This is a genomic window from Serratia proteamaculans (genome assembly GCF_013337185.1).
GTDB lineage: Bacteria > Pseudomonadota > Gammaproteobacteria > Enterobacterales > Enterobacteriaceae > Serratia > Serratia proteamaculans_D.
In genome coordinates this window covers 356855-381838 of the sequence record NZ_SWDE01000002.1, presented here as the reverse complement: position 1 = coordinate 381838, position 24984 = coordinate 356855, and the positions used below count along the sequence as shown (strand labels likewise).

Sequence of the window (24984 nt, the reverse complement as noted above, 5' to 3'; positions counted from 1 at the left end):
GAAGAAATAGCTAATGTTTCACATTTCAGAAGTTGATAAGGGTGACCTTGAGTTAGGGGGCCTAATCGGTGAACTTGATGCATTTCAGAGCAAACTTTATCCTGCAGAAAGTAATCACTGCCTTAACCTTTCAACTGTCAGTGATGAACAGCTCCGGTGTGTCATCGCACGCGATGAGAACGGTATTCCTGCAGGATGTGGTGCTTTGCTCTTTCAGGAGGTTGGTTCAGCTGAGATTAAGCGGGTTTATATTCGGCCGGAATTTCGGGGCCAAAAGCTAGGTGAGCAGATTGTTAGCGCAATTGAGAGCATTGCTTCAGTAAACAGCTGCCACATTTTGCGTCTCGAAACAGGGATTTACCAGCAACCTGCCATAGCACTGTATCGCAGATGTGGGTATGAGATTTGTGATGCTTTCCCTCCTTATGCTGTAGACCCCTTAAGTGTCTTTATGTGCAAAGAAATATAAATCATATAAATTAAATCTTTCTGCGCCCTGCTAAAGAGTTCTACATGTTGACCGGACTAAATCACATCACCCTTGCAGTGAGTAACCTAGCAAACAGCCTGAATTTTTATGTTGAGACGCTTGGGTTCACACCTAAAGCCAAGTGGGCTCATGGCGCTTACCTTTCGCTGGGTGAGCTCTGGCTGTGTCTTTCAGTGGATAAAGTATCTGTTGGCAATGACTACACGCACTATGCATTCAGTATTCCTACCGAAGAATTCGATGTGTTCGTTGAACGGTTGAGGTCGTCCGGTGTTACAGAATGGAAAGCTAACAAGAGCGAGGGAAAGTCCGTCTACTTTTTAGACCCCGATGGCCACAGGCTCGAGATCCATGATGGAGACCTTGAGAGCCGCCTCCGTGCTTGCCGAACTCAGCCATACGAAGGAATGGAGTTTTTCTGAATATTCAAACGAAGGAAGAAAGATGCTTTTGCCAGATGCAAGCTATACAAAAAACCTATACCAATCGTCATTTCAACAATGAGTCGCCAGCTGTTTGTTTCTCTGGATGGGCCCAAAGGAGCCGGTAAAACCACACTGTTGGAGGCCATTACGAAAGTACTAAGGGCAGACAACAAGAAGGTGGTCCGACTTTGCGAGAGAAAAAGTGATCCCTACAGGGGAGAAACAATGGCCCTCGTTAACCAGCTCGCCAGAAATCCCACCCTGGATTTGGAATTGGAGGTTTGTGAGCGCTTTGCTGATAGCCGTGCCTGGATTTCCCAGCATGTGCTGACTAAACAGCCACCGGACAGCATTATCCTGATGGATCGCTGGTACCCGTCGGATGCCGCGTTTCGCCGGATGGTGCCATTTGCAGATATTTTACAGCTTAACATTGAACGAAAGGTGCGAACGCCAGACCTGCATGTCGGGGTGGTTACTGCGCCTGAGATTTCATGGGCGAGGGCCGCAGCCCGTCCACGTGGGCTAAGTAGTACGGTGATTTATAAGCTGGAAGAGCATGTCGCTTGTACCAAGGCGTTCGAGCGAGAAATTGCCAATCACGGCTGGGTTTTATGCCGTAATGAAGGAATGATTGAAGACGCAACGATGCAGGTGATTTCCGAGATCTACAGAGTGCTTGAATGATGCCCACGTTCTTGCCATGGGCAGTTTTGTGCCAGGAGCAGACGTTAAAAAATTACGTAGATACAGCTAGCATGCTCAGATTTATAAGTTAAAATAGCCGTGCATGGTAAGGCTGTTATCATCTTTTGATAGATACAAAAATATAATTATGAATAAAAGTTATTATTTTGAAAGTAAATATAAAAAATGGTCCATTACAGCCGTGGTATGCATCATTATGGGCGGATGGTTCTGGTATATGTTGTGGGCATCAAGTATCTCCCATAATACCATTTTACAAAAATCGGTGCCTGAATGGATAACGTATATTTCTTTTGGTGTATTGATTGGAAGCTTCTCTTTTATTCGTGCTTTTTATCTTCGCACTTTTAACAAAACAATAAAGTATCTTTGTAATGCATTCTTTGGCGGTTTTTGCGTGGGATTTGTATTGAGCTTAAACTGTTACGATGTCTATGTTTATCTCTTCCCAGATAAAATAATTGGCTATGAATCTGAATATGAGGTTGTCTTCCCAGGGCCATCGAGGGGTAAGCATGGGCATTGTGAAGCAGGTATCTGGTTAAAGGATCAGAACACCACCAGATGGATACAGCTTTGTACAAATAAAGAATTTCTACGCAGCCACCGTAAGCAGGGAATGACAGGAGTATGGGTATCAGCTCGTGTTAATAAAATTGGAACCTACATCGTGAAATACGAATTTATTTATATGTAAATGAAATAATCTGAATGTATTACAATCGCTTAGATCACCACTTTTTTGTGTCTGTGAAAATGAATGATAACCAACGTCCGCGCCTCGCTCATAGCTGACACAGTTTCACTGTGAGACCGGCACTATGCGAAACGGATATTAAAAACTCTTCTATAACACTTGGCCATAGTACCAACGTTCGCCTGTAAACCATTCATCGGGATCGTCACCGCCATAGTATTCAAGCGAGATCCCCAGCTCCTGTATATTCTCTGGCAGAGTTAATCCCCATTCTTCAGCAAGGCTACGCCCCTTAATGACCGATGAAGCTCCATTTTCAGAAGTGCTTTCGCATATGAACCCCTGAAAGTACTCTTCAGAATGGTAAAGACAGACTTCGCTGGTAAACATATCCGGGAGGCAGATAACAGAAGTAATTCGCGGGCTGTAACTCGAGTCGGCTGTTGCAAGTATTAAATTAGAACATGCGTCAATTAACGCTTGCGCGCAGGCTGCCTTGGTTTTCTGGGCACTGTGTTTTCCTTCAACAAGATTGACATCTACAGGAATTTTGTAGTTCCAGTAGCGCTGGTCTTCTGGAAAATCTGCGCGGATTGGATCATGGAAGGTTTCCGCCCAACGGTTAAGCGCTTTTAAGCGGCGGGGGATGTTTCTTATTTTAGTACGGTAATCCCTGTTTAGACGTCTACTCATATATTTTAAACTTCCCTATCTGTTCAAACAGTCCTGACTAAAATCACAAATTTCGAACTACGCTGATCCTCATTGATAGCTTAAATATTACCAGTAATGCCATTGTTGTCACTTGGCAACCGTCACAGATTGGAACGCTGACATGTCCACCTTTGTCTCCTAACCACCAAACCAAAAGCAAAAAGCCCGCTCAGGTTTCCCTGAGCGGGCTTCTCTAATATGGCTCCTCTGACTGGACTCGAACCAGTGACATACGGATTAACAGTCCGCCGTTCTACCGACTGAACTACAGAGGAATCGTGTGAACGGGGCGAATAATAGCGGGGTGGTGCGGCTTTGTCAAAGCACTAAACTGCAAGAAAAGCGCGTTTGCTGATGGAATGAGCATGTTGCGTTGTTTTTCGGCACTCATCCTGCTTATCCCTGTTGTTTATCACCACAAAAAACCCGACTTCAGGGTTGCACCTGCCATTGCACACTTCTGGTGCGCAAGGGGAGAGGCACCTGGCGAGTCGCAGAAAAATTTTGCCGCGAGTTTGCCACTTGATCCCCCCGCAGCGCCTCCTGACGGCAGCAAACCTCCGCGTTTTGCTTCTGATATGTAGGATGAATGAACAGAAAATATGTATTGGCCGTCACAATGGCTGGATTTTTGCTTACCTAAATTCGGGTAATGCGACTGCGCTCTCGCGCAAATTATTTTCCCCGTCTACACATAAAGTGACTGCTCCACGCCCCTGGGCGTTTCGCTAAAACAGTGCTGAGGAATACAACAATGTCATCGAAATTGATTAAAAGTCCGCTCGCTGCTCTGCTTATCGGTTGTTTAGGTTCTGCTTTTTATGCTCAGGCGGATATCGTTATTGGCGTCGCCGGGCCGTTCTCCGGGCCGAATGCGACCTATGGCGATCAGTACTGGCGTGGTGCCTCACAGGCGGCAGCGGATATCAACGCCGCCGGTGGGATTAAAGGGGAAAAAATCAAACTGGTGCAGGGGGATGACGCCTGTGAACCCAAACAGGCGGTCGCGGTCGCCAACCGGTTAGTGGATCAGGACAAGGTCGCGGCGGTGGTCGGGCATTTCTGCTCCTCCTCCACCATGCCGGCCTCCGAGGTGTATGACGAAGCCGGGATTATCGCCATCACCCCCGGTTCCACCAACCCGCAGATCACCGAACGCAACATGGCCAACATGTTCCGCATGTGCGGCCGAGATGACCAGCAAGGGGTGATCGCCACCAACTACATGCTCAATACCCTGAAAGCCAAACGCATCGCGGTGATCCACGACAAAGACACCTACGGGCAGGGGCTGGCAGATGCCGCCAGGGCCGAGATGAACAAGCGCGGCGTGAAGGAAGTGCTGTATGAAGGGCTGTCACGCGGTGAAAAAGACTTCAACGCGCTGGTGACCAAGATTGCCTCGGTCAAACCCGACGTGGTTTATTTCGGTGGCTGCCATCCAGAGGCCGGGCCATTGGTGCGCCAGATGCGTGAGCAGGGTGTGACCGCCAAGTTCTTCTCCGGTGACTGCATCGTGACCGAAGAGCTGGTGACCGCTGCCGGTGGGCCGCAGTACACCAACGGCGTGCTGATGACCTTCGGTAACGATCCGCGCCAAATTCCGGAAGGTAAAGCGGTGATCGCCAAGTTCCGCGCCAGCGGTTTTGAGCCGGAAGGCTACACCCTCTACTCCTACGCTTCGATTCAGGCGATCGCCGCCGCCTTCAGCGCTACCGGCGGCAAAGACAGCGCCAAGGCCAGCGAATGGCTGAAATCGCATGATGTGGATACCGTGATGGGTAAAAAGGCCTGGGACAAGAAAGGCGACCTGAAGGTATCGGATTACGTGGTCTATCAATGGGACGATAAAGGCAAATATCACCAACTCTAATCAGCCCGAAGGCTCAGGTTTTTCCCGCCCGCAGGGGCTGGATTGACATGACTGATAAGCGGATCCGCGTGTTCGGCGGGTCCGCGCCGATACTTCTCTTGGGCCGCGTCTGCACCAGCTTGCGGTCCCACCAGGCGAGACTGCTCATTATGGATGTTTTCTTTCTGCAACAGTTGATCAACGGCCTGACGCTCGGCGCGGTTTACGGCCTGATCGCCATCGGCTACACCATGGTTTACGGCATTATCGGCATGATTAACTTCGCCCACGGCGAGGTATACATGATTTCCGCCTACCTTTGCGCCATTGGGTTGGCACTGCTGTCGTTCTTCGGCCTGCAATCCTTCCCGCTGCTGATCCTCGGCACGCTGGTATTTACCATCGTCGTTACTGGCGTGTATGGCTGGGTGATCGAGCGTATCGCCTACAAACCCTTGCGCAACTCTACTCGTCTGGCACCGCTGATCTCCGCCATCGGCATGTCGCTGATCTTGCAAAACTACGCGCAAATCAGCCAGGGGCCGCGCCAGCAAGGGATCCCGACGCTGCTGGACGGCGTGTTCCGCCTCAACTTTGACGGTGGGGTGATCCAAATCACCTACACCAAGGTGTTTATCCTGGTCGCCTCACTGCTGGGCATGGCCATCCTCACTTACATCATCCAGCACACCCGTCTGGGGCGCATCTGCCGCGCCACCCAGCAGGATCGCAAGATGGCGTCCATTCTGGGTATCAACACCGACCGGGTGATCTCCCTGGTGTTCGTGATTGGTGCCGCCATGGCCGGGCTGGCGGGGGTGTTGATCACCATGAACTACGGCACCTTTGATTTCTACGTCGGCTTTATCATCGGCATCAAGGCCTTTACCGCCGCGGTGCTGGGGGGCATTGGTTCGTTACCCGGCGCGATGCTGGGCGGGCTGTTGCTGGGCGTGGCGGAGGCGCAGTTTGCCGGCATGGTGAACTCGGATTACAAAGACGTATTCTCCTTCGGTTTGCTGGTGGTGATCCTGATTTTCCGCCCTCAGGGCCTGCTCGGTCGGCCAATGGTCGCTAAGGTTTGAGGGGAAAACTATGTCGCAATCTATGGTTCACCCAGGGCTGAACGTTAAACGCAGCCTGCTGGATGCGGTGCTGGCCGGGCTGATCGCCCTGATCGTCTTCGGGCCGATCGTCGGTATTGTTCTCAACGGATACAGTTTTAACTTTGAACCGCGCCGCCTGGCGTGGATTATCGCCGCGGTAATGGCCGGGCGGCTGTTGCTCAGCCTGTTTCTGCAAACCGCGCCGGGGCGCAAGCTGTTGACGCGTTTTGACGGCGGTAATGACGGGGTGTATGTCCGGCCGATAGGGGCCAAAACCAGCCTGCGTTGGGTCATTCCGTTAATGGCCGTGATTGCGCTGCTGTTCCCGTTTGTCGCCACCAAGTACCTGCTGACGGTGGCGATCCTGGGGCTGATTTACGTGTTGCTCGGGCTGGGGCTGAACATCGTTGTCGGGCTGGCCGGGCTGCTTGATCTCGGTTACGTGGCGTTTTATGCCATTGGCGCTTATGGCCTGGCGCTGGGTTATCAGTATCTTGGGCTGGGGTTCTGGGCGATGTTGCCGCTGGGGGCGCTGATGGCGGCGCTGGCCGGTGCGCTGCTGGGGTTCCCGGTGCTGCGCATGCACGGCGACTATCTGGCGATCGTCACGCTGGGGTTCGGGGAAATTATTCGCCTGGTGCTCAATAACTGGATGTCGCTGACCGGTGGCCCCAACGGCGTCTCGGTGCCTGCGCCGACGATTTTTGGCCTGGAGTTCGGCAGGCGGGCGAAGGAGGGCGGCATGCCGATCCACGAATTCCTCGGTATCGCCTATAACCCCAACCTGAAGTTTATCTTTATCTATGCGGTGCTGTTTCTGGTGGTGCTGCTGGTGCTGTATATCAAGCACCGGCTGACGCGCATGCCGATCGGTCGCGCCTGGGAGGCCCTGCGCGAGGATGAAATCGCCTGTCGCTCCCTCGGGCTGAACCACGTTCTGGTGAAGCTGTCGGCCTTTATGATGGGCGCCTCCACCGCCGGGCTGGCCGGGGTGTTTTTCGCCACTTATCAGGGCTTCGTCAACCCCACCTCATTCACCTTCTTTGAGTCGGCGCTGATCCTGGCGATCGTGGTACTGGGCGGCATGGGGTCGACCATCGGCGTGGTGCTGGCGGCGTTTGTACTCACGGTGGCACCTGAGCTGTTGCGCAGCTTTGCCGAGTACCGGGTACTGCTGTTCGGCGTGTTGATGGTGGCGATGATGATCTGGCGGCCCCGTGGGCTGGTGCGCATCAGTCGTTCCAGCTTTGCTCCGCGCAAGGGGGTAGAGCCATGAGCGACGCTATCCTGAAGGTTGAGCATCTGATGATGCATTTTGGCGGCATCAAGGCGCTCAATGACGTCAATCTGGCGGTGGAGCGCGGTTCCATCACCGCGCTGATCGGCCCCAACGGTGCCGGGAAAACCACGGTATTCAACTGTCTGACCGGTTTTTATCGTGCGACCGGCGGAGCGATCCTGCTCAACACCCATAAGCGGCCGACCGACGTGATCCAGGTGTTGGGGCAGAAATTCCGCGCCGGTGACTGGGTTAACCCGAAACGTCTGGGCTCGCGCGTTTACTACAAAATGTTTGGCGGCACCCACCTGGTCAATCGTGCCGGGCTGGCGCGCACCTTCCAGAACATCCGTTTGTTCCGCGAAATGTCGGTGGTGGAGAACCTGCTGGTGGCGCAGCACATGCTGAGCAACCGCAATCTGATCGCCGGCGTGCTCAATACGCCGGGTTACCGCCGGGCAGAAAGCCAGGCGCTGGATCGCGCCTTTTACTGGCTGGAAGTGGTGGAGCTGGTGGATTGCGCCAACCGGCTGGCGGGGGAGATGTCCTACGGTCAGCAGCGGCGGCTGGAGATTGCCCGGGCAATGTGCACCACGCCGGAGATGATCTGTCTCGACGAACCCGCCGCCGGGCTAAACCCGGTGGAGACGGCGACGCTGAGCCGCATTATTCGTTTTCTGCGCCAGCACCACGGCATCACGGTGTTGTTGATCGAACACGATATGGGCATGGTGATGGAGATCTCCGATCGGGTGATTGTGCTCGATCACGGCGATGTCATTGCCGAAGGCACGCCGAAAGAAATTCAGCATAACGATACGGTGATCGCCGCTTACCTTGGCGCGGACGAAGAGGAACTGGCGGGATGAGTAATGTGATGTTGGAGTTTCGCAACGTAGACGTGTTTTACGGCCCGATCCAGGCGTTGCAGCAGGTCTCGCTACAGGTGAATGAAGGGGAGACGGTGGCGCTGATTGGCGCCAACGGCGCGGGCAAGTCGACGTTGCTGATGTCCATCTTCGGCCAGCCGCGCATCAGCGGCGGGCAGATCCTGTTTCGTGGCGAAGATATCAGCCAGCGTTCCACCCATTACGTTGCCAGCAGCGGCATCGCTCAGGCTCCCGAGGGGCGGCGTATTTTCCCGGATATGAGCGTGGAGGAAAATCTGTTGATGGGCACCATTACCATTGGCAATCGCTATGTCGGGGAGGATTTATTACGCATGTTCGATCTGTTCCCGCGCCTGAAGGAACGCCGCAACCAGCGGGCGATGACCATGTCCGGCGGTGAACAGCAGATGCTGGCGATTGCCCGGGCGCTGATGAGCAGGCCAAAACTGCTGTTGCTGGACGAGCCGAGCCTGGGATTGGCGCCGATCATCGTCAAACAGATCTTCAGTATTTTACGGGAGCTGACCCGTGGCGGCATGACGTTGTTTCTGGTGGAACAGAATGCCAACCACGCGCTCAAATTGTCCGATCGCGGCTATGTGATGGTCAACGGCCAGATCCGCCTGACCGGCAGCGGCACGGAGCTGTTAAACGATCAAGAGGTGAGAAAAGCTTATCTGGGCGGGGCCTAGAACTGGCGCTGGATCCAGCGCACGTTCAGCCGCACCAGGGCAATAATGCCGTTGGACAACATCCGCAGCCCGGTGGGTAAATCGCGGCGGCGGATATCCAGCAGCAACACGGTGCGCACCTGGTCGCTGTCGTTCCACACCTCGTGTTCGAAGGTATCGTCCCACAGCATAAATTCCCCATCATTGAGCCGGTATTCTTGCCCGTCGACTTTCAACACGGCGGCGGGCAGACCATCGGCGCCCTTGGGCATCGACAGCACCAGATAACCGCGCAGAATGCCACGGAACGGGCCACGGTGCGCCGGCACCTGTTTACCGGGAGCGAGGAAAGACAGTGAGGCGGAAAGCACATCCGGAGAGGAAGCGATCAGGCTGGCCAATAATGGGCAACGTGCAAGGTTACGCGCTATCGGCTGGCCGTAGGCCTGCATGATAAACATCCGCCAGTCACGGGCGTCATTGGCGGAGATCGACGCCTGTTCGCTCATGATCTCATGAAATCGCGGAATATTTTGCAGATCTTGTGCCAGCGTCAGAGCCTCATCACGGATCTGCGGCCACTGGGCGATAAAACGCTGGGCGTCAGGGAACAGTTGGGCACTGTCGAGCACCGGCGCACTGTTGATGCGGCGATCGTAAATACGGCGGAATACCAACACTGACCAATCATAGATAGCTGACATATGACCTCAATTAGCGTGACCCAAGCTCTCGCCGTCCGTTGATATTATTATTGTTTAATATGCGACTGCCGGACGATTAATTCACCGTTATACAAACGTTGGCCACCTGGCTCGAAAGCCTGCGTCAGGCAATGAATGCCATCGGCAATCAGCGACTGCATCGGCTGGCGATAGGTGGTCAACTGATAGCTGGGTGAGGCAGCCAGTTCAATGTCATCAAACCCCACCACGGCAATCGGTGCGCGGTCCGGCGCGGCGCGTATGGCGTCGATCACCCCCACCGCCAGAATGTCGTTCTCACAAAAAATCGCCTCGACCCGCTGTTCCGCCGGGGTGGTCGCCAGGTAGGCAGAGAAGGCTTCCATGCCGCACTGGCGTTGGTAATGCGGGGCCTGCAGCACCAAGCTAACGTCGCGTTGTTTTTCCGCCAATGCGGCGCGGAAACCGTCAAGGCGGCGTAACTGGGTGGATTCGCTCACTGGCCCGGCCAGATAGCCCATGCGCTGATAATTTTGCGTCAGCAACAGTTCGCCAATTTCACGCCCGGCCTGAAAGCCGTTGGTGGCCAACACCTGGATATAGGGGCTTTCGCTATAGCGATACAGCACCACCAGTGGAATATGGTGAATATCCTGCGCCAGTGTGATCAGCCGGTCGTTGAGCAGGGTGCCAAGAAACAGCAGGCCATCTACCTGCATTTGATCGGCCAGCGTCAGCACCGATTCATAGTCATGTTCCGAGGTGATATTCAGCAGCAATGCCATATAACCGCGGCTTTGCAACTGCCGGGTGACCTCGTCCAGCAGTGTGAAAATATGCGGGTTTTTTAGCTCGTCCGCCACCAGCCCGATGATGCGGGTGCTTTTTTTCGACAGGCTGCGTGCCAGCAGATTAGGCCGATAACCCAATTCTCTTGCCGCGGTCTGAACGCGCAACATCGCATGGGGCGAGATCGACGCACCGTCGGTAAAGGCACGCGATACCGTCCATTTGGACACGCCGGCGCGGGCAGCCACATCACTGGCGGTCGCCTTGCGTGCAGTGGGCGCAGGGGGAGCGCCGGGTTTCTTCGCCATCATCTTCGCTCGTGATGAAAAAACGGTATGGGTTCAACAGATTAGCACAGCCTTGCCGGATGCGGGAGTTGCTGCCGTCAGCGGCGGGATCCACCGAACATACAGGGCATATTGTTCCCTCTCCTGTGGGAGAGGGTTAGGGTGAGGGGGGATGCGCAGACGCGAAAGCCCCTCACCCCGGCCCTCTCCCACAGGAGAGGGGGCGCCCGCAGAGCAGTGTATTCATCACTTTGCTTAGGTGACTGGCATTAAGGCCAGTCGATCGTTTTATCAGCAAATTGTGATCCTGAGCGGCAGATTTATCATGGCGTATTTGACTTATTTTTAACCCTCTCCAATAGTCCATCGCAAGTGGCATTTGTTTCGCGGTCAAGTTGCCACCCAATTTTGCACCCGGGTGCATTTTAAATTTGCACCCGGGTGCAATGCGGCGGAAAGATCAGAAACTTTGAGCTTCGGGAGCAACTATGTTGAATGGTGAAAGAAAAACGCCACGGCCTCTGCGCTGGGCGATGGTCGGCGGCGGGCGGTTGGGGCAGGTGGGGTATAAACACCGTTGCGGCGCATTGCGGGATAACACCGCCTTTGCGCTGGTGGCTGGGGCGTTTGATATTGTGCCGGAGCGTGGCCGCGAATTCGGCGTCAATCTGGGGGTGGATGTCGAGCGCTGCTATGACGATTATTGTGAGCTGTTTGCTCAAGAGGCCGGGCGAGAGGACGGCATAGAAGTAGTCTCAGTGGCCACGCCAAACGGCACCCATTACGAAATTACCCGTGCGGCACTGCTGGCCGGGCTGCACGTGATTTGCGAGAAGCCGCTGTTTTTTACCAGCCGGGAAGCCTATGAAATCAAGGCACTGGCAGCGGAAAAAAACCGTATCGTCGGCGTGACATATGGTTTCTCCGGCCACCCGTTGCTGCTGCAGATGCGCGCCATGATTGCCAACGGGCAGATTGGTGAAGTGCGCATGGTAGATCTGCAATACACCCACGGTTTTAATGCCACCGACGAAGTCGATCGTCTCAGTGATGCGCAGAAATGGCGCATTGACCCCCAAATCTCCGGCCCGAGCTTTGTGCTGGGCGATATTTCCACCCACACCTTTTACCTGTCCCAATTGGTGATGCCGCAAATGCACATCCGCGAACTGCTTTGCGATCGGCAGAGCTTTATTCGCTCACGTGCGCCGCTGGAAGACAACGCGCTGGTGATGATGCGCTATGCCAACGGTGCGGTGGGGCGCATGTGGGCCTCATCAGTAAACGCCGGTGCTATGAGCAGCCAGCGTATTCGCATCGTCGGCTCGAAGGCTAGTCTGGAATGGACCGACACCAACCCCAGCGAGCTGAGTTACCAGGTGCAGGGGCAACCCAATCAGACGCTGTATCGCGGCATGCCTTATCTGGACGAAACCTGCAACGCCTGGGAGCGGCTGGGGGCGCTGCACACCGAGGGGCTGACCGAGTCCTGGGCCAACATCTACCTGAAATTCGCCCTGGCGATTGATGCCTGTAACCGGGGCGACCGGCAGGCGCTGGCGCAATTGGTTTATCCAGACATCGACGCCGGGATCGACGGTGTGCGCTGGATTGAGAACTGCGTGCGTTCGGCCGATCAGGGTGCTCGCTGGGTGACCTTTGAATAAACCTTTTTGCGGAGACATAACATGAAGCTTTCTTTCTGTACCGATAGTCTGGGCCACCTGCCATGTCGGTCGATGCCGGTATCAATACTTCGGTTGAGGCATTAAAGCACTGTATCAGTCAGTAAAGGGTACCCGCTGCTGTCCAGGGTCTGCCGTTGCGCAGGCCGTGGATGGCAAAAGGCTGGCGAAAAAAACAGGCTAATAAAAGTGTGATGCATGTCGCATTTATCCGGCCAGTTGGTTAAAATATCGCTACTTCCCGCACCCGTCCGGATCCCGTTTAACATGGAACAAATTCAGGTCTCTCGCTCAACCGCCTGGTTGCGCGTGGTCATTCTTGCCGTTTCGGCCTTTATCTTCAATACCACCGAGTTTATTCCGGTCGGGTTGCTGAGTGATATCGCCCAAAGCTTCTCGATGCAGACCGAGCAGGTGGGGTTGATCATCACTATTTATGCCTGGATCGTCGCCGCCAGTTCGCTGGTGTGTATGCTGCTGACCAGTCGGATTGAACGACGCAAACTGCTGATCGGGGTATTTATCCTGTTTATCGCCAGCCATGTGCTGACCGCCGTGGCATGGAACTTCACCACGTTGGTAATTTCCCGTGCCGGTGTGGCGCTGGCCCATGCGGTATTCTGGTCGATCACCGCCTCATTGGCGATCCGGGTCGCACCGGCGGGCAAAAAGGCGCAGGCGTTGAGCCTGCTGGCGGGGGGAACCGCGCTGGCGATGGTGCTCGGTCTGCCGCTGGGCCGTATTGTGGGGCAAATCCTCGGCTGGCGCATGACCTTTATTGGTATTGCCGTCTGTGCCACGCTGGCGTTGGTGCTGCTGTGGCGCTTGTTGCCGGTGCTGAAAAGCGAGCATTCCGGCTCGCTGGCCAGCGTGCCAATGCTGTTTAAACGCCCGGCGTTGGTCAGCCTGTATATGCTGACCATCATTGTGGTGACGGCCAATTTTACCGCCTACAGCTATATCGAACCCTTTATTCAGACCGTGGCCGGGCTGTCGGAAAACTTCACCACCCTGATGCTGTTGCTGTTCGGTGCCGCCGGGATTATCGGTAGCCTGTTGTTCAGCCGTTTCAGCGAACGTTTCCCGTCAGGCTTTTTCATCGGCGCCATCGCCTTATTGATGCTGAGCCTGCTGCTGCTGTTACCGGCCTCCGGCGATGAAAACCACCTGACGGTGCTGTTTGCGGTATGGGGCATGGCGATTATGGCGATTGGCTTATCGATGCAGGCCAAGGTCTTGAACCTGGCCCCGGACGCTACCGACGTGGCAATGTCGATCTATTCCGGGCTGTACAACTTTGGCATCGGCGCTGGCGCACTGTTGGGTAACCAGGTCAGTCAGTATCTGGGGATGGGCAACATCGGTTTTGTCGCTGCCCCGCTGGCGTTGATCGCCCTTGGCTGGTGCCTGCTGAATTTTTACCGCAGCGAACGCCTGCAACACCACCACAGCCGCTAACTCCCTTCGTCCTGATAGCAAGCCGCGGCTTGCTATCAGGCACCGGCCCACAGGCTAAATTTTCTCTCAGCAAAACAGATTGCTGCAGTTTTTTATGCTTAATTACCTTTCATAGCCTGCTAATTAAATATTTAACTCCGACGCCGAGCCTATAGCATAGAAAAATAATAACTATGTTATGGCGAGGTTAATGGTGAGTGACTCTTTAGTTGCAGGAAGCGATGCGGTGGTCCAGTCACCGATCCATGAAAGGGATTTGTCAGCAAGAATTGATGCATTGCCGACCTCGGCCGGCCTGTGGAAGTTTATCGCTTTGCTGGCGTTGGGCGGTTTTTTTGAGCTTTATGACCTGTTCCAGACCGGCTATATCAGCACCGGTTTAATCGCCGAGGGGATATTCCATACCGGCGCGCAAGGCGTGTTCGGCGTCTCCGACCAGGCGGCGTTTGCCTCTGCCACCTTCCTTGGCCTGTTTATCGGTGCCAGCCTGCTCAGCCCCTATGCCGACCGCTTTGGCCGTCGCACCACCTTTATGTTTGCGCTGGCCTGGTATGGCGTGTTTTCGCTGTGTCTGGCTTTTCAGCATCAGGCAGAGTGGGTGATTTTCCTGCGTTTTCTGGTCGGTGTCGGGTTGGGGATTGAACTGGTCACCATTGATACCTATCTGACCGAGTGGGTGCCTGCACATCTGCGTACCCGTGCTTTCGCCTTTTCGTTTTTCATTCAATTTCTGTCGGTGCCAACGGTCGCGTTGATGTCGTGGTGGCTGGTACCGCAGACCATTCTGGGCCTGAGTGGCTGGCGTTATGTGGTGATCGCCGGTGCCGTGGCTTCACTGGTGATTTGGCTGGTGCGTAAAGGCTTGCCGGAGTCTCCGCGTTGGCTGGCGCAGCAGCGACGTTACCCGGAGGTCAGGCTGGTGATGCTGGCGATGGAACGCCGTTGCGGCGTTACCCAGGTGAAGGAATTTCCATTGCGTGATGCCGAATCAGCGAGCGAAACGCCCGCTCAGGGAAGCTTTAAAGATATCTGGTCGCCGCGTTACCGGGGCCGCACCCTGATGCTGGTGGTGATGAATTTCTTCCAGGCGATTGGCTTCTTCGGCTTCGGTAACTGGCTGCCGGCCTTGCTGGCCGGAAAGGGCGCCTCAATCACCCACAGCCTGCTGTACGCCTTCTTTATTACCCTGGCTTACCCGCTGGGATCATTGCTGTGCAGTCGCTATGCCGACAAAATGGAAAACAAGTGGCAGATTGTCCTTTCCTGCCTGGTGACGGTGATTTTCGGCTCGCTGTTTGCCATGCAGAATAATCCCCTGTGGCTGATCCTGTGCGGCTTCTTTATCACCTGGTCCAATGCCTGGCTGACCTACAGTTACCACTCCTATCAGTCTGAGGTGTTCCCGACTTATATCCGTGCCCGTGCGGTCGGATTCTGCTATTCGTTCAGCCGGCTATCGACGGTATTCAGCAGCCTGATTATCGGCATGATCCTGCAATACGGTGGTTCGGTGGGCGTGATTGCGTTTATCGTTGCCAGCATGCTGATTGTGATGGTGGTGATCGGGGTGTTTGGCCCGAAAACTCGCGGTATTGACCTGGAAAATATCTGACCCAGCCACCCGGCGTTGTGCATTGAGACAACGCCGGGATCTTCAGCAAAAAAACTCGCGATCATCCGAAAATAATTCCGTTATCACCGTTTCCTCTCCTGCCTTACTGTTAACCCGGAAGACCTACCCTTACCACCACCGGGAGACACCCTATGAGCATCCTGACCACCCAAGATGGCACGCGCATTTTCTATAAAGATTGGGGCCGCGGACAACCCATCCTGTTTTCTCACGGTTGGCCGCTTTCCGCCGACGCCTGGGATAACCAAATGCTGTTCTTCGGCCAAAGCGGTTACCGCGTTATCGCGCACGATCGCCGCAGCCATGGTCGCTCCGACCAAACCTGGGACGGCAACACCATGGACCGCTATGCGGACGATTTGGCGGAGTTGATCGAAGCGTTGGATCTGCGGGATCTGATCCTGGTAGGGCATTCAACCGGTGGCGGTGAGGTAGCGCACTATATTGGCCGTCACGGCAGCGCAAGGGTGGCGAAGGTGGTGCTGGTGGGCGCGGTGCCGCCGCTGATGCTCCAGAGTCCGGCCAATCCAGAGGGCTTGCCGATGTCGGCTTTCGACGGCATTCGCAGCGGAACGGCAGAAAACCGCTCTCAGTTCTTCAAGGATCTGGCGGTGCCTTTTTACGGCTTCAACCGCAAGGGTGCCAAGGCCAATGCCGGATTGACGGACAGCTTCTGGCTGATGGGCATGCAGGGCGGGGTGAAGGGGTTGTATGACTGCGTGCGTGAGTTCTCCGAAGTTGACTACACCGCCGACCTGCTGGCGATCGACAAACCGACGCTGCTGGTGCACGGCGATGACGACCAGATTGTGCCGATAGCGGCATCGGCTATGAAAGCCGCTAAGCTTATCAGGCAGGTTGAATTGAATGTCTATCCGGGCGCTTCGCACGGGCTGGCGCAAACCGATCCCGACAGGTTTAATGCCGATCTGCTGGCGTTTATCCAGTCTTGATCCCCCATTCCATTCCCAGGGATGGGGATTTTTGCCTGTGACCCGGAGCCGACCATGAGCACTACCGCTTTTATTTCTCGAGTCAGACATGCTGTAGATACCCCCTTGCTTCGCTGGCTGATGCTACCGGCGATTTGCGCCGCTTATATCCAGGGCGGTTTGGTCAAGGCGCTGGACTTTAACGGTGCCATGGCGGAAATGACCCATTTTGGCCTGCAGCCTGCGGCGTTGTTTGCCGGGCTGGTGGTGGTGCTGGAACTGGGGGCTTCGGCGTTGATCCTGACCGGTTTTTACCGCTGGCTCGGCGCATTGGCGCTGGCCGGATTCACCCTGGCCGCCACGCTAATGGCCAACCGTTTTTGGGAAATGAGCCCGCCGGAGCGTTTTATCGGCATGAACGGATTTTTTGAACATATCGGACTGGCGGGGGCGTTGCTGCTGGTGGCGCTTTACGATCTCAAGGAGCATAAAGATGGCTGAATCGGCACCGAGCAAGGCAGCACCCGGCGGTTTCGCACCGCTGAAGATCCCGGTATTCGCGGTGTTGTGGGGAGCCACGGTGCTGGGCAACGTGGGCAGCTTTATGCGTGACGTCGCCAGTTCCTGGCTGGTGACGGATTTGTCCTCCAATCCGTCGGCGGTGGCGCTGATGCAGACCGCCGCCACGCTGCCGGTGTTCCTGCTGGCGATCCCGGCGGGAGTGTTGTCCGACATTCTTGACCGCCGCCGCTTTCTTATTTTTGTCCAAATCTTACTGGCCTGCGTCAGCGGCACCTTGCTGCTGCTGTCGCAAAGCGGCGCGCTGACCGTCGAGTATTTGCTGGCGCTGACCTTTATCGGCGGCATCGGTGGGGCGCTGATGGGGCCGACCTGGCAATCTATCGTGCCCGAGCTGGTACCGCGAGCCGATCTCAGAAATGCGGTGGCGCTGAACTCGCTGGGGATAAACATCGCCCGTGCCATCGGCCCGGCGGCGGGAGGGCTGCTGTTGGCCAGCTTCGGTGCCGGTGCGGCCTACGGTGCCGATGTACTGAGCTATGTGTTCGTGGTTTCCGCCTTGCTGTGGTGGCGCAGGCCGAAGATGGAGGACAACGGGCTTTCCGAGCATTTCTTTGGCGCTTTTCGTGCCGGTATTCGCTATGCCCGCGCCAGCCGTGAGCTGCATGTGGTGCTGCTGCGGGCGGCGGTTTTCTTTGTGTTCTCCAGCTCGGTCTGGGCTTTGCTGCCGCTCGTCGCGCGCCAGATGCTGGGTGGTACCGCCGGTTTCTATGGCATCCTGTTGGGCGCAGTGGGAGCGGGAGCGATCGGCGGTGCAGTGCTGTTGCCAAGACTGCGTCAGCGATTAAATGCCGATGGTTTGGTGTTATTGGCGGCGGTGATCACCGCCGTGGTGATGGCCTTGCTGTCGATGGCTCCGCCGCAGTGGCTGGCGGTGTTGCTTTTGCTGGCGCTGGGGGCCGGTTGGATTATCGCGCTGACCTCACTGAACGGCGCAGCACAGGGAGTTTTGCCAAACTGGGTGCGCGGACGCGGCCTGGCGATTTACCTGATGGTGTTTAATGGCGCGATGGCTGCCGGTAGCCTGCTGTGGGGGCTGATTGCTCAGGAGATTGGCGTGGCCGCCACGCTGTTGGCGGGCGGTATCGGCTTGCTGGTGATTTCGCTGCTGTTTCATCGCATTCGTCTGCCGGAAGGCGAGGCCGACCTGCAACCCTCCAACCACTGGCCGGAACCCTTGCTCAACACCCCGGTTGAGAACGATCGTGGACCGGTGATGATCCAGGTGGAATACCGTGTCCGGCTGGAAGATCGCCCGCAATTTCTGCGCACGCTGCAACGGCTTTCGCGGGTGCGCCGTCGTGACGGTGCCTACGCCTGGGGGCTGACCGAACATACCGCCGATCCGCAGTGCGTGATGGAGTGGTTTATGGTGGAGTCCTGGGCCGAGCATCTGCGCCAGCATCAGCGGGTTTCACATGCCGATGCGGACTTGCAGCAGGAGGCGCTGCAGTTCCATATCGGCCCGGAAAAACCTCTGGTGCATCATTTTCTGTCGCTTGATCTGCGGCACGTGGAACGGCAGACGACTGGGTAGTAAACATAAAAAGCCCGCCCAGGTTTCCCTGGGCGGGCGGTTTCACTGCGGTTTGAACCTAGGCCAGGTCAAAACGATCGAGGTTCATCACCTTGTTCCAGGCGGCGACAAAGTCGTAGACAAAACTCGCCTGAGCGTCCGAGCTGCCATAGACTTCCGCCAGCGCGCGCAGTTGGGAATGTGAACCGAAGATCAGATCGGCGCGGGTCGCCGTCCACTTAAGCGCGCCGGTTTGGCTGTCGCGCCCTTCGAACACGCCATCATCGCCAACCGCTTTCCAGGTGGTGCCCATATCAAGCAGATTGACGAAGAAGTCGTTGCTCAGCGCCTGCGGTCGTTGGGTCAGCACGCCGTGCTGGCTCTGGCCGACGTTGGCGTTTAACACCCGCAGCCCGCCCACCAGTACCGCCATTTCCGGTGCCGTCAGCGTCAGCAACTGCGCTTTGTCGACCAACAGGGCTTCGGCCGGAATGTTGAACTGGCGCTTCAGGTAGTTACGGAAACCATCGGCAACCGGCTCCATCGCTGCGAAAGAGTCGACGTCGGTCTGTTCCTGCGTGGCATCCATACGGCCTGGCGTGAAGGGCACGCTCACCGGATGCCCGGCGTTGGCGGCGGCCTGTTCGACCGCTGCGGCACCGGCCAGCACGATTAAATCTGCCAGCGAGACGCGCTTGTTGCCCGTCTGGGCATTGTTGAACGCCTGCTGTATCCCTTCCAGCTTGGCCAGCGTTTGCGCCAGTTGCGCCGGTTGGTTGATTGCCCAGTCCTTTTGCGGTGCCAGACGAATGCGCGCACCGTTGGCGCCGCCACGCTTGTCGGACCCGCGGAAGGTGGAGGCTGAAGCCCAGGCGGTGGAAACCAGTACCGAGAGCGGCAGGCCGGAACCCAGGATGCTGGTTTTGAGATCGGCGATATCCTGATCGTTAATCAACTGATGATCGACAGCCGGGATCGGATCTTGCCAAATCAGTTCTTCGGCCGGCACTTCCGGGCCGAGATAGCGAGCGCGTGGCCCCATATCACGGTGGGTCAGTTTGTACCAGGCACGGGCAAAAGCATCGGCGAGCTGCTCAGGATGTTCATAGAAGCGACGAGAGATCTGCTCATATGCCGGATCGAAGCGCAGCGACAGGTCAGTGGTTAACATGGTTGGGCGCTGTTTCTTCGCCGGGTCGAACGCATCGGGAATGGTCTCGCCAACGTCTTTGGCTACCCACTGGTGGGCACCGGCCGGGCTCTGCGTCAGTTCCCACTCGTATTCGAACAGGTGTTTGAAGAAGTCGTGGTTCCACTGGGTCGGCGTGGTGGTCCAGGTCACTTCCAGGCCGCTGGTGATGGCGTCCTTACCTTTACCGGTACCGAAACTGCTCTGCCAGCCGAGGCCTTGCAGCTCAAGGCCTGCGCTTTCTGGATCGTCACCCACATGTGAGGCCGGGCCTGCGCCGTGGGTTTTGCCGAAGGTATGGCCGCCGGCGATCAGCGCCACGGTTTCTTCATCATTCATCGCCATCCGGGCAAAGGTTTCGCGAATGTCACGAGCGGCAGCGACCGGATCCGGGTTACCGTCCGGGCCTTCCGGGTTAACGTAAATCAGACCCATTTGCACCGCTGCCAGTGGATCTTCCAGATCGCGATCGCCCGAATAGCGGCTGTTCTGACCACCGCTCAGCTCCAGCCAGATTTTTTCCGATCCCCAATAGACGTCATCCGGCTCCCAGGTATCGGCGCGACCGCCTGCATAGCCGAAGGTTTTAAAGCCCATGGATTCGAGCGCGACGTTACCAGTCAGGATAATCAGGTCTGCCCAGGAAATTTTGCGGCCGTATTTTTGTTTGATTGGCCACAGCAGACGACGGGCCTTATCGAGGCTGACGTTGTCGGGCCAGCTGTTGAGCGGGGCAAAACGCTGCTGACCTTCACCTGCGCCGCCACGGCCATCGCCGATGCGGTAAGTCCCGGCGCTGTGCCAGGCCATACGGATAAACAGGCCGCCGTAGTGGCCGAAGTCTGCCGGCCACCAGTCCTGCGAGTCGGTCATCAGGGCGTGCAGATCCTGTTTAACGGCGGCCAGATCCAGACTGTTAAAGGCTTTGGCGTAATCGAAGTCGGGGTCCATCGGGTCGGAAAGGGAAGAGTGCTGGTGCAGCGGTTTCAGGCTAAGTTGGTTGGGCCACCAGTCCTGATTCGAGGGGCCACGGCGTGGCGTGTTCGGTTTACCGCCGCCCGAAAATGGGCATTTGCTTTCAGTTGTCATGATGCGCTCTCTGCTTCTGTAGGTTCGCTCCCCAGGCCCTGTCTGCCGGTACCTGGGGAGCCGTTAGCTTGACATCGCGGGTAACTGCCCGCGTCGGGTGTTGCGCTAAGGGTTTTTCTAATCAACTGATTTTCAATAATAAGAGATGAGGTTTTCGCCAACCGCTGATGGGGCTCGCACTGACACTCAGCTCTAAGCTTAGTCAGTGGATGAAGATAGATAAAATAGGAATGGTTGAATGTTGTAATAGTCTGTGACTATTGAATGTTTATTTATTGATAGGGGTTTTAGGATGATAGGGCTGGGCGGATTTATCGAATAGCTATAAATAGCATTATTACCTGCCGGCCAAGGGGGAGCAGTCACCTCTATCAATAGGTTATTGCCCGTATAATTGCTGCGTGGCTCTAAACTATCAGCCTTGGATATATGTATCTTTTGACTTGCCGATTAAACAGGATGAAAATAATTTATTAGTCAGTGCCTACCACCATCGCTAACTAAAACTATGCATTGATAATAAACATCGAACCCAGGTGTTTTGCTTTCAGCCAATTCTGTAGCCCAATAAAGAGGAGTTTGAATATTGAGTTAATTATACTCATTATATAAGGAGGAATCATGCTTGGTAATATTCATAACGTTGATATCCGATTGTTGCAGATATTTTTGACCATAGTGCAGTGTAATGGATTCTCTGCCGCTCAGGCTCAGCTGAATATGAGCCAGTCTGCCATCAGTACCTGTATGTCGAGCTTAGAGACACGTCTGGGCTTTCGCCTCTGTGAACGAGGGAAAAAAGGATTCAGTCTGACAGCGGAAGGGGAACAGGTGCTGTGTTATACACAACATCTGTTCGCCAAATTGGATGCTTTTGTTTTACAGGTTCATAACCTTTCTGGGCGGTTACGTGGTGAGTTGCTGATTGGCCTGTTGGACAGCACATTGACTTTACCAGAAGCAAAAATAGTTGAGGCAATAAGACGTTTTTATCAGCGTAATCATGAGGTAAGTCTGCAGGTTTTTATTAAATCACCGACGGAACTTGAACAGGAAATTATCAGCGGCGAATTACATGCGGCGATATCTTATATCGGACACCGATTAGAGAATCTTGAGTATATCGATCTCTTCAGTGAAAAAATTTCAATCTATTGCGGAAGGCACCATCCGCTGTATTTGTCATCAAAGGTGACTTCCGAGGACTTACAGCGCTTCAGCTGGGTAAAGCGTGGCTATCTGATGCCGTCGGATTTGGTGCCTGTAACGCCATCACTAATCACTGCCACGGCCCACCAGATGGAGGCTGTCGCCCTACTGATTCTGGCAGGGACGCACATGGGTTATCTGCCGCAACATTATGCTCAGCAGTGGGTCGATAAACAGGAAATGTACCTGCTTGAACCTGATGAATTAAGCTATGAGGTGACTCACTGCCTTATTCTTAACCGAAATCGCCCGCATAATGAAGCGCTCGAAGCCTTGGTGTCTGATATTCGTATGGAACATGGATATCCGGGTCGATAATATTTCATTCTTATATGCCCCACACCTTTCTGGTTAAACATTCATAAATAGTAAAGTCAGCTTTATTTTATATCTATTGTTAGCCATGTAATTAAGTCTTACGCTCATCGGCACATCAATGAATATTCAGATGGGTACAGTGGCTGGAATACTGCTACCCGTAAATGGGCGTTTTTATCACACATCGAGGGAAATGAAATGAGAGATAAATTTCGCGGCAAGCACTATCTTGCCATGCAGGATTATACAGCGGAAGAGATCCGTTATTTGGTCGAGCTGGCAGCCGATTTAAAACGCAAATGGACCATGCGTGAGCCACATGAATATTTACGTGGGCGTACCTATGGCATGATTTTCGAAAAAAAATCCACCCGCACCCGTAATTCTTTCCATGCCGCCGCAACGGCGCTGGGAGCTCAGTCTATCTATCTGCGCCCGGATGAAATGCAACTCAGCCGCGGCGAACCCATTAAAGATACCGCACGCATTATTGATCGCTATTTTGATGGTTTATATATCCGAACTTATGGGCAGGAAATTGTTCAGGAGTTTGCGCAATACATGAAAAATCCGGTGATTAACGCTTTAACGGCGCTGGAGCATCCTTGCCAGGGGCTGGCCGACCTTCTGACCATTAAAGAAAAATTTGGTGAATGGAAAGGGGTCAAAGTCTGTTATGCCGGCGATGTCTATAACGTCTGTCATTCCCTGATGATCGGCTGCGGCATGATGGGAATGGATATTTACGTTGCTGCCCCGGAAGGGTACGAACCCGTACCGGAAATTCTGGCCTGTGCACAGCAGCACGCGGCGAAAAGCGGCTCCAAAGTCATCGTGACCCGGGATTTCGACGAGGCGCTGCGTGGAGCCGATGTGGTGTATGGCAACACCTGGCACAGCATGGGCGAAAACGAAGCCCAGAAAGAAAAGCGCATTCAAGACTTTATGCCGTACCAAATCAACGCCCAGGCAATGGCGAAAGCACGCAAGACGGCGGTCTTCATGCATTGCCTGCCGGGTTACCGTGGCGAAGATATGACAGATGAAGTCATTGAAGGGCCGCAGTCCGTGGTGTGGGATCAGGGTGAAAACCGTATGCACACCGTGAAGGCCGTTATGGTGGCTACGGCGGTCTAGCATTCCGGCTCAAAGGCGAGGGAGCCAAAACGCCGGCACCTCGCGTCATGCTGCCAGACATCACTTCTGCTTTTAGTCGCCATCCGTACTTCACTAAGGAGTTTGTTATGAGCCAATCTGTGGAGAGTAAAACACATCTAAAAAAAGCCATTACCTTCAATGGATTTTTGGGGATGGGTATTGGCTGCGTTTTTGGTGCTTCCTGGCTGGTGCTCACCGGCACCTGGCTAAGCACGGCCGGTGGCCCCTCCAATGCGGCACTGGCCATTTTACTCTGCCTGCTCATTGAGCTTCCCCTTGCGCTGGCCTATCTGGAAGCCATATCCGCAGTGCCTTTGGCGGGTGGGGAGGCGGCGTATTCCTATCTTGCCTTCGGCAGTTTTGCCGCGATGATCGCCGGATGGTTCGGCGTGCTGGTGAATATCATTTTATGCGCCTGGGAAGCACTGGCAATTACCACCATGCTGGGCTACCTGCTGCCCTCGATGAAGAGCGCGGCGATCCTCTATGAGGTCGGCGGGTTTGCGGTCAGTGCTCCATTATTGGTTATCGGGCTGCTGCTTATCGCGGGTATCGGCATGATGCAGCACCGGGGGGTAAAACTTTCATCAACGTTACAGACGTTTATTACCGTGACGGTGTTAACCCTGGTTATCGTCTCGCTGATTGCCTGTTCATTCTATATCGATCTTGAAAACCTCAGCCCGTTACAGAGCAAACCGACCTTTGCCGGCGTGGTGGCTCTGCTGGCGCTCCTGCCATTTTCTATAGCCGGTTGGGAAACCATCGCCAAGGGGGCGGAAGAAGCCTCTGCCAGCCTGAGCCGTAAAAAAACCGCTCTTGCTTTGATTATCTCGCTGGTCATCGCCACCTTTATGTACCTGATTACCCTGCTGGTTCCTTCGGCAATCGTGCCCTGGCAAAGCCTGATGACCATGGATATCCCCTTTGCTCACGCAGCAGAAATAGTGACAGGTACGCCAGTTTGGGGGGTATTACTCACGGCAGCAGCTTGTTGCGGAGTCGTGGGGGTTTATAACGCCTGCTTTTATGGCGCAACTCGTTTACTGATGTATATGAGCCAGGTTGGATTAATCCCGGCGGCTTTTTCCCGCTTGCACCCGGTTTACCATACGCCAACGGTAGCCATCCTTTTCGTTTCATTAATAGCTGCTTCGGCCTGTCTGCTGGGTAAAGCCGTGTTTCTCCCCCTGGTCACCGTGGCCGCTTTTTCCTACATCGTCTTGTGGGGATCAACGCTGTTTTCCGTGATGCGACTGAGGAAATTACGCCCTGAGCTTCCACGCCCGCTTCCAACTCCGGGAGGAAAATTCACCCTGGCTATTGGGGCCATTGTGACTCTGCTGATGGCTGCAGCCATGTTGGTTCCTGGCAGCCCGGCGGCGCTTAAATGGCCCTATGAGCATCTGCTATTGGCTGTGCTGCTGGCTATTGGCATGGTTCTATATTTGTTGCGGGATAAATCTGTTTCCGGAGAAGAGCAGGCCAAATTGATACTGAAAAACATTCCCACCGAAATAGTGAAAACAAAACTGACCACTCAAAATAGTCATTCGGATTAATTCCGTACTCATATCGATGAAATTATCCTGACTGTATCTTATGAAATAAAGATAATTAAGAGGTT

At 54.9% G+C, this 24984-nt stretch carries 22 protein-coding genes and 1 tRNA gene; 18 read left to right on the top strand and 5 right to left on the bottom strand.

Going from position 1 to position 24984, the window contains the following annotated elements; translation table 11 throughout:
- Nucleotides 1-13 precede the first annotated feature (13 nt).
- From FCL49_RS12055 to FCL49_RS12040, 4 genes are all read left to right on the top strand, one after another.
- Entirely contained in the window at nucleotides 14-469 is a 456-nt protein-coding gene (locus FCL49_RS12055; RefSeq protein WP_174353790.1) for a GNAT family N-acetyltransferase, read from the top strand.
- Between the two features lie 44 nt (nucleotides 470-513).
- Nucleotides 514-912, top strand: a complete 399-nt coding sequence (fos, locus tag FCL49_RS12050; RefSeq protein WP_174353789.1) for a fosfomycin resistance glutathione transferase — start codon at nucleotides 514-516, stop codon at nucleotides 910-912.
- Between the two features lie 78 nt (nucleotides 913-990).
- Entirely contained in the window at nucleotides 991-1602 is a 612-nt protein-coding gene (locus FCL49_RS12045) for a dTMP kinase (protein ID WP_174353788.1), read from the top strand.
- 148 nt (nucleotides 1603-1750) lie between these two features.
- Nucleotides 1751-2320: a hypothetical protein gene (locus FCL49_RS12040; RefSeq protein WP_174353787.1), complete on the top strand. Its 570-nt coding sequence runs from the start codon at nucleotides 1751-1753 to the stop codon at nucleotides 2318-2320.
- 150 nt (nucleotides 2321-2470) lie between these two features.
- Here the strand turns inward: FCL49_RS12040 and FCL49_RS12035 are convergent, their stop codons facing one another.
- Together FCL49_RS12035 and FCL49_RS12030 are read right to left on the bottom strand one after the other, a co-directional pair.
- A complete protein-coding gene (locus tag FCL49_RS12035; protein ID WP_174353786.1) occupies nucleotides 2471-3013 on the bottom strand; it encodes a DUF3916 domain-containing protein in 543 nt (180 codons plus the stop codon).
- A gap of 220 nt (nucleotides 3014-3233) precedes the next feature.
- Nucleotides 3234-3309: transfer RNA gene (locus tag FCL49_RS12030), tRNA-Asn, on the bottom strand.
- A 479-nt stretch (nucleotides 3310-3788) separates the two neighbouring features.
- Between FCL49_RS12030 and FCL49_RS12025 the strand changes: the two genes are divergently transcribed.
- The 5 genes from FCL49_RS12025 (at nucleotide 3789) to FCL49_RS12005 (ending at nucleotide 8853) form a co-directional block, all read left to right on the top strand.
- Nucleotides 3789-4907 (top strand): branched-chain amino acid ABC transporter substrate-binding protein, encoded by a 1119-nt coding sequence (locus tag FCL49_RS12025; protein WP_135317245.1) that lies wholly within the window; start codon nucleotides 3789-3791, stop codon nucleotides 4905-4907.
- 149 nt (nucleotides 4908-5056) lie between these two features.
- Nucleotides 5057-5971: an ABC transporter permease subunit gene (locus FCL49_RS12020; protein WP_017893418.1), complete on the top strand. Its 915-nt coding sequence runs from the start codon at nucleotides 5057-5059 to the stop codon at nucleotides 5969-5971.
- 10 nt (nucleotides 5972-5981) lie between these two features.
- The gene (livM, locus tag FCL49_RS12015; RefSeq protein ID WP_174353785.1) at nucleotides 5982-7268 is read left to right on the top strand and encodes a high-affinity branched-chain amino acid ABC transporter permease LivM; all 1287 of its coding nucleotides are present in this window, start codon (nucleotides 5982-5984) and stop codon (nucleotides 7266-7268) included.
- Nucleotides 7265-8140, top strand: a complete 876-nt coding sequence (locus FCL49_RS12010; RefSeq protein ID WP_174353784.1) for an ABC transporter ATP-binding protein — start codon at nucleotides 7265-7267, stop codon at nucleotides 8138-8140. The genes livM and FCL49_RS12010 overlap by 4 nt, the downstream gene beginning before the upstream one ends.
- Nucleotides 8137-8853 carry an ABC transporter ATP-binding protein gene (locus FCL49_RS12005; RefSeq protein ID WP_135317242.1) on the top strand — a complete coding sequence of 239 codons (717 nt, stop codon included), beginning with the start codon at nucleotides 8137-8139 and terminating at the stop codon, nucleotides 8851-8853. Before FCL49_RS12010 ends, FCL49_RS12005 begins: the two co-directional genes overlap by 4 nt.
- Here FCL49_RS12005 and FCL49_RS12000 read toward each other — a convergent pair.
- Together FCL49_RS12000 and FCL49_RS11995 are read right to left on the bottom strand one after the other, a co-directional pair.
- Nucleotides 8850-9536: an aspartyl/asparaginyl beta-hydroxylase domain-containing protein gene (locus FCL49_RS12000; RefSeq protein ID WP_174353783.1), complete on the bottom strand. Its 687-nt coding sequence runs from the start codon at nucleotides 9534-9536 to the stop codon at nucleotides 8850-8852. The genes FCL49_RS12005 and FCL49_RS12000 overlap by 4 nt on opposite strands.
- Nucleotides 9537-9583: 47 nt before the next feature.
- The gene (locus FCL49_RS11995) at nucleotides 9584-10615 is read right to left on the bottom strand and encodes a LacI family DNA-binding transcriptional regulator (protein ID WP_174353782.1); all 1032 of its coding nucleotides are present in this window, start codon (nucleotides 10613-10615) and stop codon (nucleotides 9584-9586) included.
- Nucleotides 10616-11079: 464 nt separating this feature from the next.
- Here FCL49_RS11995 and FCL49_RS11990 point away from each other — a divergent pair, with 464 nt between their 5' ends.
- The 6 genes from FCL49_RS11990 to FCL49_RS11965 all read left to right on the top strand — a co-directional run bounded on the left by FCL49_RS11990 (nucleotide 11080) and on the right by FCL49_RS11965 (nucleotide 18415).
- Nucleotides 11080-12258, top strand: a complete 1179-nt coding sequence (locus FCL49_RS11990) for a Gfo/Idh/MocA family protein (protein ID WP_174353781.1) — start codon at nucleotides 11080-11082, stop codon at nucleotides 12256-12258.
- A 285-nt stretch (nucleotides 12259-12543) separates the two neighbouring features.
- Complete coding sequence (locus FCL49_RS11985; RefSeq protein WP_174353780.1) at nucleotides 12544-13734, top strand: sugar transporter; 1191 nt, start codon at nucleotides 12544-12546, stop codon at nucleotides 13732-13734.
- A gap of 190 nt (nucleotides 13735-13924) precedes the next feature.
- The gene (locus FCL49_RS11980; RefSeq protein WP_254611070.1) at nucleotides 13925-15346 is read left to right on the top strand and encodes an MFS transporter; all 1422 of its coding nucleotides are present in this window, start codon (nucleotides 13925-13927) and stop codon (nucleotides 15344-15346) included.
- Nucleotides 15347-15498: 152 nt separating this feature from the next.
- Nucleotides 15499-16320 carry an alpha/beta fold hydrolase gene (locus FCL49_RS11975; RefSeq protein ID WP_174353778.1) on the top strand — a complete coding sequence of 274 codons (822 nt, stop codon included), beginning with the start codon at nucleotides 15499-15501 and terminating at the stop codon, nucleotides 16318-16320.
- A gap of 54 nt (nucleotides 16321-16374) precedes the next feature.
- On the top strand, nucleotides 16375-16800 hold the full coding sequence (locus FCL49_RS11970) for a DoxX family protein (protein WP_174353777.1): 426 nt from the start codon (nucleotides 16375-16377) through the stop codon (nucleotides 16798-16800).
- The gene (locus FCL49_RS11965) at nucleotides 16793-18415 is read left to right on the top strand and encodes an MFS transporter (RefSeq protein WP_174353776.1); all 1623 of its coding nucleotides are present in this window, start codon (nucleotides 16793-16795) and stop codon (nucleotides 18413-18415) included. Before FCL49_RS11970 ends, FCL49_RS11965 begins: the two co-directional genes overlap by 8 nt.
- 58 nt (nucleotides 18416-18473) lie before the next feature.
- On the opposite strand, the gene katG is transcribed toward FCL49_RS11965, so the two are convergent.
- Nucleotides 18474-20672 (bottom strand): catalase/peroxidase HPI, encoded by a 2199-nt coding sequence (gene katG, locus FCL49_RS11960; RefSeq protein ID WP_174353775.1) that lies wholly within the window; start codon nucleotides 20670-20672, stop codon nucleotides 18474-18476.
- Between the two features lie 621 nt (nucleotides 20673-21293).
- On the opposite strand from katG, the gene FCL49_RS11955 reads away from it, so the two are divergent.
- The 3 genes from FCL49_RS11955 to FCL49_RS11945 all read left to right on the top strand — a co-directional run bounded on the left by FCL49_RS11955 (nucleotide 21294) and on the right by FCL49_RS11945 (nucleotide 24919).
- Nucleotides 21294-22199, top strand: coding sequence for a LysR family transcriptional regulator (locus tag FCL49_RS11955; RefSeq protein ID WP_174353774.1), 906 nt, complete (start codon nucleotides 21294-21296; stop codon nucleotides 22197-22199).
- Nucleotides 22200-22397: 198 nt separating this feature from the next.
- Nucleotides 22398-23336, top strand: a complete 939-nt coding sequence (gene argF / locus FCL49_RS11950) for an ornithine carbamoyltransferase (RefSeq protein WP_135317230.1) — start codon at nucleotides 22398-22400, stop codon at nucleotides 23334-23336.
- Nucleotides 23337-23443: 107 nt separating this feature from the next.
- Nucleotides 23444-24919, top strand: a complete 1476-nt coding sequence (locus FCL49_RS11945) for an APC family permease (protein WP_174353773.1) — start codon at nucleotides 23444-23446, stop codon at nucleotides 24917-24919.
- Nucleotides 24920-24984: the final 65 nt, after the last annotated feature.

Excerpts from the sequence above, each read along its gene's own strand:
- FCL49_RS12055 (WP_174353790.1), top strand. The coding sequence starts at position 14 with ATGTTTCACATTTCAGAAGTTGATAAGGGTGACCTTGAGTTAGGGGGC.
- fos (WP_174353789.1), top strand. The coding sequence starts at position 514 with ATGTTGACCGGACTAAATCACATCACCCTTGCAGTGAGTAACCTAGCA.
- FCL49_RS12045 (WP_174353788.1), top strand. The coding sequence starts at position 991 with ATGAGTCGCCAGCTGTTTGTTTCTCTGGATGGGCCCAAAGGAGCCGGT.
- FCL49_RS12040 (WP_174353787.1), top strand. The coding sequence starts at position 1,751 with ATGAATAAAAGTTATTATTTTGAAAGTAAATATAAAAAATGGTCCATT.
- FCL49_RS12035 (WP_174353786.1), bottom strand. The coding sequence starts at position 3,013 with ATGAGTAGACGTCTAAACAGGGATTACCGTACTAAAATAAGAAACATC.
- FCL49_RS12025 (WP_135317245.1), top strand. The coding sequence starts at position 3,789 with ATGTCATCGAAATTGATTAAAAGTCCGCTCGCTGCTCTGCTTATCGGT.
- FCL49_RS12020 (WP_017893418.1), top strand. The coding sequence starts at position 5,057 with ATGGATGTTTTCTTTCTGCAACAGTTGATCAACGGCCTGACGCTCGGC.
- livM (WP_174353785.1), top strand. The coding sequence starts at position 5,982 with ATGTCGCAATCTATGGTTCACCCAGGGCTGAACGTTAAACGCAGCCTG.
- FCL49_RS12010 (WP_174353784.1), top strand. The coding sequence starts at position 7,265 with ATGAGCGACGCTATCCTGAAGGTTGAGCATCTGATGATGCATTTTGGC.
- FCL49_RS12005 (WP_135317242.1), top strand. The coding sequence starts at position 8,137 with ATGAGTAATGTGATGTTGGAGTTTCGCAACGTAGACGTGTTTTACGGC.
- FCL49_RS12000 (WP_174353783.1), bottom strand. The coding sequence starts at position 9,536 with ATGTCAGCTATCTATGATTGGTCAGTGTTGGTATTCCGCCGTATTTAC.
- FCL49_RS11995 (WP_174353782.1), bottom strand. The coding sequence starts at position 10,615 with ATGATGGCGAAGAAACCCGGCGCTCCCCCTGCGCCCACTGCACGCAAG.
- FCL49_RS11990 (WP_174353781.1), top strand. The coding sequence starts at position 11,080 with ATGTTGAATGGTGAAAGAAAAACGCCACGGCCTCTGCGCTGGGCGATG.
- FCL49_RS11985 (WP_174353780.1), top strand. The coding sequence starts at position 12,544 with ATGGAACAAATTCAGGTCTCTCGCTCAACCGCCTGGTTGCGCGTGGTC.
- FCL49_RS11980 (WP_254611070.1), top strand. The coding sequence starts at position 13,925 with ATGGTGAGTGACTCTTTAGTTGCAGGAAGCGATGCGGTGGTCCAGTCA.
- FCL49_RS11975 (WP_174353778.1), top strand. The coding sequence starts at position 15,499 with ATGAGCATCCTGACCACCCAAGATGGCACGCGCATTTTCTATAAAGAT.
- FCL49_RS11970 (WP_174353777.1), top strand. The coding sequence starts at position 16,375 with ATGAGCACTACCGCTTTTATTTCTCGAGTCAGACATGCTGTAGATACC.
- FCL49_RS11965 (WP_174353776.1), top strand. The coding sequence starts at position 16,793 with ATGGCTGAATCGGCACCGAGCAAGGCAGCACCCGGCGGTTTCGCACCG.
- katG (WP_174353775.1), bottom strand. The coding sequence starts at position 20,672 with ATGACAACTGAAAGCAAATGCCCATTTTCGGGCGGCGGTAAACCGAAC.
- FCL49_RS11955 (WP_174353774.1), top strand. The coding sequence starts at position 21,294 with ATGCTTGGTAATATTCATAACGTTGATATCCGATTGTTGCAGATATTT.
- argF (WP_135317230.1), top strand. The coding sequence starts at position 22,398 with ATGAGAGATAAATTTCGCGGCAAGCACTATCTTGCCATGCAGGATTAT.
- FCL49_RS11945 (WP_174353773.1), top strand. The coding sequence starts at position 23,444 with ATGAGCCAATCTGTGGAGAGTAAAACACATCTAAAAAAAGCCATTACC.